This window comes from Acidiphilium sp. JA12-A1, assembly GCF_000724705.2.
Taxonomy (GTDB): Bacteria; Pseudomonadota; Alphaproteobacteria; order Acetobacterales; family Acetobacteraceae; genus Acidiphilium; species Acidiphilium multivorum.
The window spans coordinates 1-13,994 of sequence record NZ_JFHO01000019.1 but is presented as its reverse complement, the minus strand read 5'-3'; the positions used below and the strand labels follow the sequence as shown (position 1 = coordinate 13,994).

Below are 13,994 nucleotides of genomic sequence, written 5' to 3'. Positions count from 1 at the left end.
ATTTGAAGGGGATCATGGGTCTGCCTGCCGCCGCGTCCGGATCGACATCCTGCCATGTGCTCGCCGCCGCGGCGTCGGGCGTGACGGCGTTCATCCGCGGAGCCGGGGCGGATCCGGACCTCGTGCTCGGCGAGGCGGGGTTCGATCCGCGCGACCTCGAGGACCCGCGCGCGACCGTGCCGCTCGCCCGCTATGTCGCGATGATGGAACGGGCGGCGGCGCGCAGCGGGGATTCGCATTTCGGCCTGCGCTTCGGCCAGCAGTTCCAGCCGGAGGCGCTCGGGCTGATCGGCGAGCTCGCGCTGGCGGCGCCGGATGTCGGCACCGGGCTTGCCGCCTTCGCCCGGCATTTCATCCAGCACCAGCAGAATACCGAAACCCGCCTCGCGCGGGAGGGCCGCTCGCTGCGGCTGGAATACCGGATCGTCGATCCGCGGATCTGGTCGCGCCGGCAGGATGCCGAGCTGACGATGGGGATGTTCGCCAACCTGCTGCGGCGCGCGCTGGGCGGCGCGCTGGAGATCGAGGAGGTGTGGTTCGAGCACCCGGCGCCGGAACAGGCGCAGGCGCATGCGGCGGCGTTCGGCGCGCCGGTGTTCTTCGCCGCCCCGGCGAACGCGATCAGCTTTCGCGCGGCGGGGCTGGAGCGGCCGATGCCGGCGCGCGACCCGGCCCGCTTCGCAGCACTGGCGGAGGAGCTGCGCCGGATCGGCGGCGGCGGCGCGCCGCGCGACCTGCTCGGCGCGGTGACGAGCGAGATCCGCCGGCTGCTGCCCGAGGGGCCGGCCGGGATCGACCGGGTGGCCGCAAGCCTCGGCCTGCCGCGCTGGACGCTGCAGCGCCGGCTCGCCGAACACGGAATCACCTATTCGGAATGCATCGACCAGGTGCGGGCGCGGCTGGCGCTGATGTACCTCGCCGAGCCGCATCTCTCGATCGCCGCGGTCGCCGAACTGCTCGGCTATTCCGAGGTGAGCGCCTTCTCGCGGGCCTGCCGCCGGTTGCACGGCGCCTCGCCCGAGACGGTGCGCCGCAAGCTCGGCGCCCGCGCAATGCCTGACAGCACGACCGGGCGGCCAAGCCCGGCACACACGGCCTGACGGTCAACATGGGAGACGGAGATGTCGAACAACCAGGATGAGGCGCGGATCCTCGCCGAGGATACCGCAACGCTGCACAAGATGGGCTATGCGCAGGAACTCTCCAGGCGCATGCACGGATTTTCCAACTTCGCCATCGCCTTTTCGATCATCTGCATCCTTGCGGGCGGAATCACCTCGTTCCAGGCGGCGTTCTCCGCCGCCGGGCCGGGGGGCGTGTTCGTCGGCTGGATCGTGGGGTCGATCTTCTCGATGGTGATCGCGCTGTCGATGGCGCAGATCGCCTCCGCCTATCCGACGGCCGGCGCGCTCTATCACTGGTCCTCGATCCTGGGCGGGCGCGGCTGGGGCTGGGCGACCGCCTTCGTCAACCTGCTCGGGCTGATCTTCGTCGTCGCCTCGGTGAATGTCGGCGCCTACGATCTGTTCACCAGCCTGATCCTCGGCAACATGTTCCATATCGACACGTCGCACTGGGGGTTCTGGCAGCAGACCATCGCGGTCATCCTGATCACCGCGAGCCAGGGCGCGTTCAACCACATGGGCATCCGCACCACCACGCGGCTGACCGATTTCTCCGGCTACCTGATCTTCTTCATCGCCATCGTGCTGACCATCGCGATGCTGGTGGGCGCGCAGCATTACGATTTTTCGCGGCTGTTCACCTTCATCAACTATTCCGGCAAGGCCGGCGGCGGGGTGGTGCCGCATAGCGGCAACCTGTTCTACCTCTTCATGCTCGGCCTGCTGCTGCCGCTCTATACCATCACCGGGTTCGACGGCGCGGCCCACACCTCGGAAGAGACGGTGAACGCAAGGCGCACCGTGCCGCGCGGGATCATCAATTCGGTGTTCTGGTCGTTCGCGTTCGGCCTGGTGATGGAGGCCTCGATCCTGCTGGCGATGCCGGATCTCGGCAAGGCGGCGGCGCAGGGCGGCAACGTGTTCTTCAACCTGCTCGCCGGGCTGCCGGTGATCCTGCCGGTGAAATACCTGCTCTATGTCGGCATCGTCGTCGCCAACTATCTCTGCGCGCTGGCGGGCGTGACCTCGACCTCGCGGATGATCTTCGCCTTCGCCCGCGATGGCGGGCTGCCGGGCCACGCGATCTGGCGGCGGGTGAGCCCGACGCACCGCACGCCGGTCGGCGCGATCTGGCTGACGGCGGTGCTCTCCGTCGCGGCCACGCTGTATTCGCCGGCCTTCGCGGCGCTGGCGGCGGGCTGCGCGATGTTCCTCTACATCTCCTACGCCATGCCGGTCGCGGCCGGGCTGCTGGCGGAGGGCAAGACCTGGACCGAGTTCGGCCCGTTCCGCCTCGGCGCGCTCTCGAAGCCGCTTGCGGTCATCTCGATCATCGGCGTGTTCGTGCTGATCTATATCGGCATCCAGCCGCCCAACAATATCCTGATCACCTACGGTCTCGGCCTGATCGTGCTGATGCTGGTGCTCTGGTTCGGCGTGGCGCGGGTGCGCTTCCCCGGCCCGCCGATCAGCCGCGAGGCGATCGCCAGCCGGGCGGCGGAAATCGCGGCCGAGGAACGCGCGGTCCATGAAGGGACGGGAGGCTGAGATGGCTGCAACGCTGCCCACGCAACTGCTGATCGGCGGCGCGTTCGAGGCGGGCGCGGGCGCGCCGGTGCCGGTGGTCAATCCCCGGACCGGCGCCGTCATCGCCGAGATCGCCGAGGCGGATGCCGGCCAGGTGGCCCGCGCGGTGGAAGCCGCCGGGCGCGCCTTTCCGGCCTATGCGGCGCTGCCGCCGGCCGAGCGCGCGGCGATGCTGCTGCGCCTCGCCGATGCGATCGAGGCCGAGGCGGAGGACTTCGCCGCGCTGGAGGCGCTGAACTGCGGCAAGCCGCGCCCGGCCGTGCTGCGCGACGAGATGCCCGCCATCGTCGACTGTTTCCGCTTCTTCGCCGGCGCCGCCCGCTGCCTGTCGGGCAGTGCGGCGGGCGAGTATCTCGCCGGTCATACCTCGATGATCCGGCGCGATCCGGTCGGCCCGGTCGCGCAGATCGCCCCGTGGAACTATCCGCTGATGATGGCGGCGTGGAAGATCGCCCCGGCACTCGCCGCCGGCAACACGGTCGTGCTCAAGCCCTCGGAACTGACGCCGCTGACCGCGCTGAAGCTCGCCCGGATCGCCGCCGGCATCCTGCCCGAGGGCGTGCTCAACGTGATTTCGGGCCGCGGGCCGAGCACTGGCCAGGCGCTGATCGACGCGCCGGGGATCGCGATGATCTCGCTGACCGGCTCGATCGGCACCGGCGAGCGGGTGATCCAGGCGGCCTCGGCCTCGATCAAGCGCACCCATCTCGAACTCGGCGGCAAGGCGCCGGTGATCGTCTTCGACGACGCCGATATCGACGCCGCCGTCGCCGCGGTGCGGGACTTCGGATACTACAATTCCGGGCAGGACTGCACGGCGGCCTGCCGGGTCTATGCCGGTGCGAAGGTCTATGACCGGTTCGTGGCCGACCTCGCTTCGGCGGTGACGCAGCTCCGCTACGACCGGGCGGATGATTCGGAGAACGATATCGGCCCGGTGATCTCGGCGCGCCAGCGCGAGCGGGTGGGCGGCTTCGTCGCCCGCGCGGCGGCGCTGCCGCATGTCGAGGTCGTCGCCGGCGGGCGCGATGCGGCGGGGAGCGGCTTCTACTACGAACCCACCGTGGTCGCCGGTGCCGCGCAGGACGACGAGATCGTGCGCCGCGAGGTGTTCGGCCCCGTCGTGTCCGTCACGCGCTTCACCGATCCTGAGCAGGCGATCGTCTGGGCGAACGACTCCGATTATGGCCTCGCCTCGTCGGTCTGGACGCGCGATGTCGGGCGGGCGATGCGCCTGGCCGCCGGGCTGCGCTATGGCGCGACCTGGGTGAACTGCCACTTCATGCTCGCCAACGAGATGCCGCATGGCGGGCTGAAGCGGTCAGGCTACGGCAAGGATCTCTCCGCCTACGCGCTCGAGGACTATACCGTGGTCCGCCACGTCATGGTCCGGCTGGACTGATCCCGCCCGCGCCGGACGATGCGTCAGGGCGCGGCTTTCAGGTGGAAGGATTTCGGCCGGGTGAGATGCTCGAAGCCGATCCGCGAGAGGGTGCAGCCGCGGCCGGAATCCTTGACGCCGACCCAGGCCAGCGCCGGGTCGAGATAGTCGCAGCGGTTCATGAACACGGTGCCGGTCTCGATCTCGCCGCCGATGCGCGTCGCGGCCTCGACGTCGCGCGTCCAGACCGAGGCGGTCAGGCCATAGGGGCTGTCGTTCATCAGGCCGATCGCCTCCGCGTCCGAGGCGACCTTCATGATGCCGACGACCGGGCCGAAGCTCTCGCTGCGCATCACGTCCATCCGGTGATCGACATTCACCAGCACCTGCGGCGCGAGATAGGGCGTGCCGGGCCGGCTTTCGGGGAACCGCGCCTCGTCGATCAGCGCGGTGGCGCCGGCGGCGAGGGCTTCGGCGATCTGCCCGCGCACGAAATCGGCCCCGGCGGCGTTGACCATCGGGCCGAGCGTGGTTGCGGGGTCGAGCGAATGGCCGAGGCGATAGGCGTTGGTGGTCTCGACGAAGCGGGCGATGAAGTCGTCATACACCGCGGCGTCGACATAGATGCGCTCGATCCCGCAGCAGGACTGGCCGGAATTGAAGAAGGCGCCGTCGACCAGGTTGTCGGCGGCGTGGACGATGTCGGCATCGCGGCGGACATAGGCGGGGTCCTTGCCGCCGAGTTCGAGGCCGATGCCGGCGAAGCGGTCGGCGGCGGCGCGGACGACGCGATGGCCGGTCGCCACCGAGCCGGTGAAGGCGATGAAATCGACGCGCGGATCGCGGATCACCGCCTCGGCGTCGGCATTGGCGAGGTGGAGCACCTGGAAGACGTGCTCGGGCAGGCCGGCGGCGGCGAAGGACTCGGCGAAACGCTCGGCGCAGAGCAGCGTCTGCGAGGCCTGTTTCAGCACCACGGCGTTGCCGGCGAGCAGCGCGGGGACGACGCTGTTGACGGTGATCAGATAGGGATAGTTCCAGGCACCGATGACGAAGACGACGCCGAGCGGCTCGCGGGTGATGAACCGCTCGAAGCCGGCGACCGGCGCGGGCCGGACCGGCGCGAGCGACTCCGCTGCAAGCGAGATCATCATCCGCGCGCGTTCGGCAACACCGCGGATTTCTCCCGGCGTCTGGCCCACCGGCCTTCCCATCTGCGCGCTGATCTCGGCGGCGATCGCAGCACCATTGGCGGTGAAATGCGCGACGAAGCGCTCGCAGATCGCCATGCGCTCGGCGAGGCCGACGCGCCGCCAGGCCTTCTGCGCGGCGGCGGCCCGCTCCAGCGCCTGCTCGATCTCCGCCGGCCCGGCAAGGGCGCGGGCGGCGACCTCGGTGCCGTCGGCGGGGGAGAGGATGCGGTGAATCCGGGGATGCTCGGCCACGGCGGGAACTCCATTCTGCGCCCGCGCAGTCTGCCACGCCGCCGCGCGGCCCGGCAATGACATCAGAGCGCAGAATGGCGGGCCGGCCCGTCAGCCTTGCGGGACGAGCTTGTCCTGCGTGCGGGTTTCGAAATCCGAGGCGTCGTGCCGCTCGTGCAGCTGCTCGGCGGGGTCGCCGAAGGTGCGGTTGACCATGCGGCCGCGGCGGACGGCGGGACGCGCCAGGATCTGTTCGGCCCAGCGCACGACGTTGCGGTATTCATGCACCTGCAGGAATTCGGCCGCGTTGTAGAGCCAGCCCAGCACGAGCCCGCCATACCAGGGCCAGACGGCCATGTCGGCGATCGTGTATTCCGTGCCCGCGAGGTACTCCGCCTCGGCGAGCCGGCGGTCGAGCACGTCGAGCTGGCGCTTGGTTTCCATCGCGAAACGGTTGATCGGATATTCGAACTTCTCCGGCGCATAGGCGTAGAAATGGCCGAAGCCGCCGCCGAGATAGGGGGCGCTGCCCATCTGCCAGAACAGCCAGGAGAGGCATTCGGTTCGCGCATCGAGGTCCTTCGGCAGGAATTCGCCGAACTTCTCCGCGAGATAGAGCAGGATGGCGCCGGACTCGAACACCCGGCGGGGCTTGCCGCCACCATGGTCGACCAGGGCGGGAATCTTGGAGTTCGGGTTGGCGGCGACGAAGCCGCTGCCGAACTGGTCGCCCTCGCCGATGCGGATCAGCCAGGCGTCGTATTCGGCGCCGGCATGGCCGCGGGCGAGCAGCTCCTCGAGCATGACGGTGACCTTCACCCCGTTCGGCGTCGCGAGCGAATAGAGCTGGAGCGGATGCCGGCCGACCGGCAGTTCCTTCTCATGGGTGGGGCCGGCGATCGGGCGGTTGATGCTGGCGAAACGTCCGCCGCTGGGCTGCTCCCACGTCCAGATTTTCGGGGGTGTGTAGGCGGTCTCGCTCGTCATGGTCTGTCTCCACGTTTCAAATTCTGGAATCGTCAGCCCGGCGGGGCTGCGCCGATTGTGCCGGATGGCACGCGCGACGGGAGATGGGGCCAGGAGGCGCGTTTTTCAGGCCCCTGGCGCGGGGTCGATCAGGCGGGCACGGGCACCGGGTGCGGCCGCGCGGCACTGCGCCGGATCGCAGTGGGCGGCGCGTCCTGCGCCGTGCGGAAGCCCGCCGCCTGCGCGGCGAGCTTCGCGGTTTCCTCCTTCAGCGACACGGTGGCGGCCGCGGTCTGCTCGACCATGGCGGCGTTCTGCTGCACGGCCTGGTTCATCTGCCCGGCGGCGGCATTCACCTCGGCAAGGCTGCGCGCCTGGCGGTTGGCGGAGCCGGAAATCTCGGTGATGAGCTGTTCGAGCGCGACCACGTTCTGCGCGATCGTCTCCAGCGCGGCGCCGGTCTCGCCGACCAGGCGAACCCCGTCGCCCACCTGTTTCGAGGACCGGGCAATGAGTTCCTTGATCGATTTCGCGGCCTCGGCCGAGCGGTGGGCGAGGGCGCGCACCTCGGAGGCGACGACGGCGAAGCCCCGCCCGGCATCGCCGGCGCGCGCGGCCTCGACCCCGGCATTGAGCGCGAGCAGGTTGGTCTGGAACGCCACCTCGTCGATCAGGCCGATGATCTGGTCGATCTCGCGCGAGGAGGTTTCGATCTGCCGCATCGCGGCGACGGCGTTGGCGACGATATTGTGCGACCTGTCGGCGGCGGCGTTGGCCGTCTGGGCCGCGGTGTTCGCGCGCGCGGCGTTCTCCGCCGTGCTCTGCACGCCGGAGGTGATCTCGTTGAGCGCGGCACTGGTCTGTTCGAGGCTGGCGGCCTGCTGCTCGGTGCGGCGGGCGAGATCCTCGGCGGCGCGGGCGATCTCGTCGACGCCGTTGTTGATCTCGCCGGTGCTCTTGCGGACGCCCGAGAGACTGTCCGACAGGCGGCTGAGGGCGCCGTTGAAATCGTCGGCCAGGCGATGATAGTCCTCCGGCAGCCCTTCGGTGATGCGGTAGGACAGGTCGCCCTCGGCAAGCGCGGTAAGGGCGCGGCCGAGCGTATCCATTACCACGCGGTTGGTCGCGGCCGCCTTGTCCTCGGCCTCGCGGCGCCGGCGGTCGAGTTCCTCGAGATAGACGGCGATCGCGAGATCCATGTCGAGGAAGGTGGCCTTGACCAGCGCGCCGAGATCGGCGGCCGGGCTGGTTTCGGCGTCGCGGCGGAACAGGGGGCGCCGTTTCGGTTTCCGCGAATCGAGCACGCCGGCGATGATCTGTTCGAGGATGAGCGCGTAACCGGCGATATACCAGCGCGGCTCGAGCCCGATCCTGGCGTGCACCTCGCCGACGCGGGTGACGGCGTCGACATAGTCGGTGTCGAACCGCGCCTCGGCGATGCGGGTCCAGTGGCCGGCCTGGCGGGATCGGGCCGTGCCGATCGAGGCGTCGGTGGCGAAGAAGGCACGGGCTTCCGGGCTGCGGCGGATGCGCTCGTAGAAATCCGCGAGTGCGGCCGGCACCGCCTGCGCAAGCACCGGCTGCATGTCCCGCAGACGGCCCCTGACCTGTTCGTCGAGCCCGATGAATTCCAGTCGCTGCGCGAACGTTTCCCGGCAAGTGTTCATCGTGGTTGACCCATTCTGTTGAATGCAAATATCTATGTTTTCGAATAATTAAGAGCCGCCTAACGTTACAATTTTAATTTCGATTATTGAGATACTGCATTCGACCAGGCTTGATCTGCACGGTAGGCGAATGTTCGAATTCCGGAAAACGAACATTGAAGCCGAGGATCGGGATGTTCGTTTCGGGCGGCTGGCATTCGGCGGCCCGCTGCGCGACAAAGGCTACCGCGGAAGGGAGACACAGATGACCATGACGATGAGCACCAATTCGGACCTGCAGCGGGCGCGCCGGTGATGGACGGCGCCTCGCCCCGCGCGGGAAGCCGCCGACAGGCCGAGATCATGAGCCTGTTGCAGGAAGCCGGGCGGGTCTCGGTCGAGGATCTGGCGGCGCGCTTCGGCGTGACGCCGCAGACGATCCGGCGCGATCTCAACGAATTGTGCGAGGTCCACCGCCTGACCCGGGTGCATGGTGGCGCGATGATCGCCTCCAGCGTCGCCAATCTCGCCTATGACGCGCGCAAGCTCGTGGCGCAGCCGGTCAAGCAGCTGATCGGCGAGGCGGCGGCGCGGCTGATCCCGGACAATTCCTCCCTGCTGATCAATCTCGGCACCACCACCGAGGAGGTCGCCCGCGCGCTCGCGCAACACAGCGGCCTGCTCGTCATCACCAACAACCTGCATGTGGCGGCGGAGCTGTATCGCCTGCCCGGCGTCGAGCTCATCATGGCGGGCGGCACGGTGCGCCGGGCCGATGGCGGCATCGTCGGCGCGACGACGGTGGAGCAGATCCGCCAGTTCCGCGCCGATTTCGCGGTGATCGGCACCTCGGCGATCGACCGCGACGGCACGCTCCTCGATTTCGACAGCCGCGAGGTGCAGGTCTCCCGCGCAATCATCGAATGCGCCAGGCGGGTCATGCTGGTGGCCGACAGCAGCAAGTTCACCCGCTCCGCGCCGGTGCGGATCGCGCATCTGAAGGATGTCGACGTGCTGGTGACCGACCGGTTGCGCACGCCCGAAAGCCGCGAACTCTGCGAACGTCTCGGCATCGAGGTGGTGGAAACGGCGGGGGAGGAAGACGCCGACACGGCCGACTGAGTCGGTCGATATTCGTTTCATATTTCGTTTTGAGTGTTGACGCCCGGTTTTTGTTCGTATTAACGTTCGCTTCGACAAGCGATCGAATACGAAACGCAAACGCGGGAGGTTTGCCTGATGGCGTCCGCAACGGACACTTCAGTGGTCCACGACATCGCGATCATCGGCGGTGGCATCAATGGCTGCGGCATCGCGCGCGATGCGGCGGGGCGCGGCTGGTCGGTCTTTCTCTGCGAGGCGGGCGATCTCGGCGGCGCCACCTCGGCGGCCTCGACCAAATTGATCCATGGCGGCCTGCGCTATCTCGAATATTACGAGTTCCGGCTGGTGCGCGAGGCGCTGATGGAGCGCGAGGTGCTGTGGGGCATCGCGCCGCACATCATCTGGCCGTTGCGCTTCGTGCTGCCGCACCACAAGGGGTTGCGCCCGGCCTGGATGCTGCGGCTCGGCCTCTTTCTCTACGATCATCTCGGCGGGCGGAAGAAACTGCCGCCGACGCGCGTGGTGCGGTTGCGGCGCGATCCCGCCGGCCGTCCGCTCGATCCGCGCTTTGTCCGCGCCTACGAATATTCGGATTGCTGGGTGGAGGATTCGCGCCTCGTCGTGCTGAACGCGCGCGATGCGGCGGATCGGGGCGCGGTGATCGAGCCGCGCACCCGCTGCATCAGCGGCGCGCGCGAGGGCGGGCTGTGGACCCTCACCGTGCGCGACGAGCGCAGCGGCGAAACGCGCACGGTGCGCGCCCGCGCCCTGGTGAACGCCGCCGGGCCCTGGGTCGCCGAGGTGCTGCAGAAGGTGCTGCGGGCGAACACGCCGGCCTCGGTGCGCGCCGTCCAGGGCAGCCACATCGTCGTTCCCCGGCTCTACCCCGAGGATCATTGCTACATCTTCCAGAACGCCGATGGCCGCATCTTCTTCGTCATCCCCTATGAGCGGGATTTCACCCTGATCGGCACCACCGACCGCGACTATCAGGGCGACCCCGCCGAGGTGCGCGCCTCGGCTGACGAGATCGCCTATCTCTGCGAATCCGCCAGCGCCTATTTCACGAAGCCGGTCACGCCGGCGGATGTCGTCTGGGCCTATTCCGGCGTCCGCCCGCTCTATGACGACGGCGCCTCGAAAGCCCAGGCCGCCACGCGCGACTACGTGCTGGAGATGGACGCGCCGGCCGATGGCCCCGCCCTGCTCTCGGTCTTCGGCGGCAAGATCACGACCTACCGCCGCCTGGCCGAATCGGTGCTCGGCAAGCTCGCGCCGCACCTGCCGCCCGCCACCGCGCGGAAGCAGGGCTGGACCGGCGACGAGCCCCTGCCCGGCGGCGACTTCCCGACCGACGGGTTCGACGCCCAGGTGGCGGCGCTGTTGCGCGACTATCCGTTCCTCGCGCCGGCCACCGCGGCGCGGCTGGTCAGGGCCTATGGCACCCGCGCGCGCGTCCTGCTCGGCGATGCGCGGCGGGCGGCGGATCTCGGCGCCATCTTCGGCGCCGACCTGACCGAGGCGGAACTGCGTTACCTGCACGCCCACGAATTCGCGCTGACCGCGGAGGATGTGGTGTGGCACCGCAGCAAGTTCGGCCTGCGGCTGAGCGATGCCGAGATCGCCGCTGTCGAGCGGTTCATGCAGACCCTCGCCGCACAGGACGCCCACGCATGATGCGCGAGGCGCAACAGAAATTCCGGAGTCCGGCGGAATCCGGCGCCCGCCGCGCCAGGGGCGCGCCGGAGCCGGCTGCACTGCTACCCGGACGTTAGTTCACATCGTTGCCAGCAAAGGGAGGAATAAAATGTCGCGTTATGTAGGGGCCATAGACCAGGGCACGACGAGCTCGCGCTTCATCGTGTTCGACAAGGGCGGGAACATCGTTTCCGTCGCCCAGAAGGAGCACCGGCAGATCTATCCGAAGCCGGGCTGGGTCGAGCACGACCCGATGGAGATTCTCTCCAACACCAACGAGGTCATCGGCGCCGCCCTCGCGCGGGCAAACCTCACCGCGTCCGACCTCGCCGCCGTCGGCATCACCAACCAGCGCGAGACCACCCTGCTGTGGGACCGCAAGACCGGCCAGCCGCTCTGCAACGCGCTGGTCTGGATGGACACCCGCACCGACCAGCTCGTCCAGCAGTTCACCCGCGATGGCGGGCAGGACCGCTTCCGCGCCAAGACCGGCCTGCCGCTGGCCACCTATTTCGCCGGGCTGAAGCTGCGCTGGATTCTCGACAATGTCGAAGGGGCGAAGGCCAAGGCCGAGGCGGGCGACGCGCTGTTCGGCACCGTCGATTCCTGGCTGACCTGGAACCTGACGGGTGGCGTGAATGGCGGCCACCACGTGACCGACGTGACCAACGCGAGCCGCACCATGCTGATCGACCTCGCGACCTGCGCCTGGGATGACGACATGCTGAACGCGTTCGGCATTCCGCGCGCCTGCCTGCCGAAGATCGTGCCGTCCTCCGCCGTCTATGGCGAAATCCGCACCGCCCCGCTGCAAGGCACGAAACTCGCCGGCATGCTGGGCGACCAGCAGGCCGCCCTGGTCGGGCAGACCTGCTTCGCCCCCGGCGAGGCGAAGAACACCTATGGCACCGGCTCGTTCCTGCTGATGAACACCGGCACCGAACCCGTGCAGTCCAAGGCCGGGCTGCTTACCACGCTCGCCTACCAGCTCGGCGACGAGAAGCCGCGCTACGCTCTGGAGGGAGCGATCGCCATCACCGGCGCGCTGGTGCAGTGGCTGCGCGACAACCTGAAACTGTTCGACGTCGCCCCGCAGATCGAGCCGCTCGCCCGCAGCGTCGAGGACAATGGCGATGTGTATATCGTGCCCGCGTTCTCCGGGCTCTACGCGCCCTACTGGAAGGACGACGCCCGCGGCGTCATCGCCGGGCTGACGCGCTATGCGACCCGCGCCCACCTCGCCCGCGCCGCCCTCGAATCCACCGCCTACCAGGTGCGCGACGTCGTCGAGGCGATGCAGGAGGATTCCGGCATCCGGCTCGCGGCGCTGAAGACCGATGGCGGCATGGTCGCCAACGAATTGCTGATGCAGTTCCAGGCCGACATCCTGAACGCCCCGGTGGTTCGCCCGAAAATGACCGAGACCACCGCGCTGGGTGCCGCCTACGCCGCCGGCCTCGCCGTCGGTTACTGGGCGAATCTTGAGGATCTGCGCGCCAACTGGGGCGTGGACAAGACCTGGGAGCCGTCAATGCCCGCTGAGACGCGCGAAAAATACTATCGCTCATGGAAGAAGGCCGTGCAGCGTTCCTTCGCCTGGGTCGATTGACGAAAAACACGAGGAAACGAGACAATGTCAAACACTGCCGAATACGCTCCCGATTCGCAAAGATCGGTCTCTGACCGCAGGATGCTGGGTGTTAAGGTCGGCTGGCGGGCCCAGTCGATCTTTTCCGAAATGCTCGCTGAGTTTCTTGGCTGCGTCGTTCTGATTGCCTTCGGAGCCGGTGTGGTCGCCGTGGCGGTCGTCGGATTGACCGAGTCCGGTCGCACCGCCGTGATCTTCAACGGCGCCGGAGGGTGGCTGCTGATCACCTGGGGATGGGCCTTCGCAGTCACCATGGCAATCTATGTCGCCGGTGGGGTTACCGGCGCGCATCTCAATCCCGCCGTCAGCCTCGCCTTTGCGGTCAAGGGTGACTTCCCGTGGCGCAAGGTCGTGCCGTACTGGGTTGCGCAGGTCGCGGGCTGTTTCGTCGGAGCGGCCTTAGTCTATCTGGACTATTTCCGTGCCATCGATGCTTGGAATGCCGCGCATCACGTTGCCTCTTATGCGGCCCCCGGCGGACTGACGACGTTCAGCATCTTCGCAACCTTCCCGGCATCCTATCTCGGCGGACATATGGACCTCGCCCTGATTGACCAAATCATCGGAACTTTCTTCCTGCTGCTCTTCGTGCTGGCGATATCCGACAATCTGAATCTGAGCCCGACTTCCAATATGGGACCCCTGATGGTGGGCCTCGCAGTCGCAGCGATCGGGATGTCATATGGCGTTGATGCCGGTTATGCAATCAATCCTGCGCGAGACTTCGGCCCGCGCCTGTTCACCTGGGTCATGGGGTGGGGGAAGAATGCGTTTCCAGGCCCGCATGGCTATTGGTGGGTGCCGATCATCGGGCCGATGATCGGTGGTGTTTTGGCCGTTTACGTCTATAAATGGTAAGAGGGGCAAAAGGGTGGGTAACCCGAGTTCGACTTGGTCAGCAGGCCAACGATCGAGCAGGTGGCGGGAACGAAGAAATTGTCGCGGATACTGGTTAGGTGGGGCGGAGGCGGGCTCTGACGTAGAAGTCGAGCGGCGCGATGATCGCGGCCCCCACCACCTTGAACCTGCTACCCAGATAATCCCAGATCGCGATGCCAAGTTTGTCACAGGTCTTGGCGAGGCTCAGGAACGCGTCGCGGCAATCCCGGCCGGTCTCACTCCGGGTTCCGGCGCTGATCTTCCGCCGCGTGACGTGACCGCGGATGTCGTTTTCCGAACCATTGGTGTGGAGCGGGATTTCCGGCCGTTCCAGCACCATCAGTAGTTCGGCCTTGTTGGCGTGCAGCCGCGCCAGCAGACGGTCCAGCGTCACGAAGCCGGTGCGGCAGAGGAAGATACGGTCGAAGCGGGTCCGTAACGCCCGAGCCTGCCGCTTGCCCGGTTTTTGCTGGTACGCTTTGAGGTCCGCGTAAAAATCCCAGATCAGGCCACGAACCCGCGTTTGAGCGGCGCGAT

12 protein-coding genes are annotated in these 13,994 nt (G+C 67.9%); 8 read left to right on the top strand and 4 right to left on the bottom strand.

What is annotated here, in order from left to right; all coding sequences use genetic code 11:
* Positions 1–14: 14 nt before the first annotated feature.
* From RT91_RS04200 to RT91_RS04190, 3 genes are read left to right on the top strand one after another with little or no spacing between them, the layout of a single operon-like run.
* Positions 15–1,100 carry an AraC family transcriptional regulator gene (locus RT91_RS04200; RefSeq protein ID WP_048857857.1) on the top strand — a complete coding sequence of 362 codons (1,086 nt, stop codon included), beginning with the start codon at positions 15–17 and terminating at the stop codon, positions 1,098–1,100.
* A 21-nt stretch (positions 1,101–1,121) separates the two neighbouring features.
* Positions 1,122–2,672: an amino acid permease gene (locus RT91_RS04195; RefSeq protein ID WP_007423697.1), complete on the top strand. Its 1,551-nt coding sequence runs from the start codon at positions 1,122–1,124 to the stop codon at positions 2,670–2,672.
* Entirely contained in the window at positions 2,653–4,113 is a 1,461-nt protein-coding gene (locus RT91_RS04190; protein ID WP_048857856.1) for a gamma-aminobutyraldehyde dehydrogenase, read from the top strand. Before RT91_RS04195 ends, RT91_RS04190 begins: the two co-directional genes overlap by 20 nt.
* 23 nt (positions 4,114–4,136) lie before the next feature.
* On the opposite strand, the gene RT91_RS04185 is transcribed toward RT91_RS04190, so the two are convergent.
* The 3 genes from RT91_RS04185 to RT91_RS04175 form a co-directional block, all read right to left on the bottom strand.
* Positions 4,137–5,537 carry an aldehyde dehydrogenase family protein gene (locus tag RT91_RS04185; RefSeq protein WP_035185810.1) on the bottom strand — a complete coding sequence of 467 codons (1,401 nt, stop codon included), beginning with the start codon at positions 5,535–5,537 and terminating at the stop codon, positions 4,137–4,139.
* A 90-nt stretch (positions 5,538–5,627) separates the two neighbouring features.
* Complete coding sequence (gene yghU / locus RT91_RS04180; RefSeq protein WP_012040020.1) at positions 5,628–6,503, bottom strand: glutathione-dependent disulfide-bond oxidoreductase; 876 nt, start codon at positions 6,501–6,503, stop codon at positions 5,628–5,630.
* 128 nt (positions 6,504–6,631) lie between these two features.
* On the bottom strand, positions 6,632–8,149 hold the full coding sequence (locus tag RT91_RS04175) for a methyl-accepting chemotaxis protein (protein ID WP_035185809.1): 1,518 nt from the start codon (positions 8,147–8,149) through the stop codon (positions 6,632–6,634).
* A 130-nt stretch (positions 8,150–8,279) separates the two neighbouring features.
* Here RT91_RS04175 and RT91_RS21935 point away from each other — a divergent pair, with 130 nt between their 5' ends.
* The 5 genes from RT91_RS21935 (at position 8,280) to RT91_RS04155 (ending at position 13,436) form a co-directional block, all read left to right on the top strand.
* Entirely contained in the window at positions 8,280–8,444 is a 165-nt protein-coding gene (locus RT91_RS21935) for a hypothetical protein (protein ID WP_013640796.1), read from the top strand.
* Entirely contained in the window at positions 8,444–9,250 is an 807-nt protein-coding gene (locus RT91_RS04170; RefSeq protein WP_012040018.1) for a DeoR/GlpR family DNA-binding transcription regulator, read from the top strand. The genes RT91_RS21935 and RT91_RS04170 overlap by 1 nt, the downstream gene beginning before the upstream one ends.
* 117 nt (positions 9,251–9,367) lie before the next feature.
* Positions 9,368–10,909 carry a glycerol-3-phosphate dehydrogenase gene (gene glpD / locus RT91_RS04165; RefSeq protein ID WP_035185808.1) on the top strand — a complete coding sequence of 514 codons (1,542 nt, stop codon included), beginning with the start codon at positions 9,368–9,370 and terminating at the stop codon, positions 10,907–10,909.
* 130 nt (positions 10,910–11,039) lie between these two features.
* A complete protein-coding gene (gene glpK / locus RT91_RS04160) occupies positions 11,040–12,539 on the top strand; it encodes a glycerol kinase GlpK (protein WP_007424080.1) in 1,500 nt (499 codons plus the stop codon).
* 24 nt (positions 12,540–12,563) lie between these two features.
* Complete coding sequence (locus tag RT91_RS04155) at positions 12,564–13,436, top strand: MIP/aquaporin family protein (protein ID WP_240314179.1); 873 nt, start codon at positions 12,564–12,566, stop codon at positions 13,434–13,436.
* A gap of 94 nt (positions 13,437–13,530) precedes the next feature.
* On the opposite strand, the gene RT91_RS04150 is transcribed toward RT91_RS04155, so the two are convergent.
* On the bottom strand, positions 13,531–13,994 hold a 464-nt coding region (locus RT91_RS04150; RefSeq protein ID WP_035185807.1), incomplete at its 5' end, for a transposase.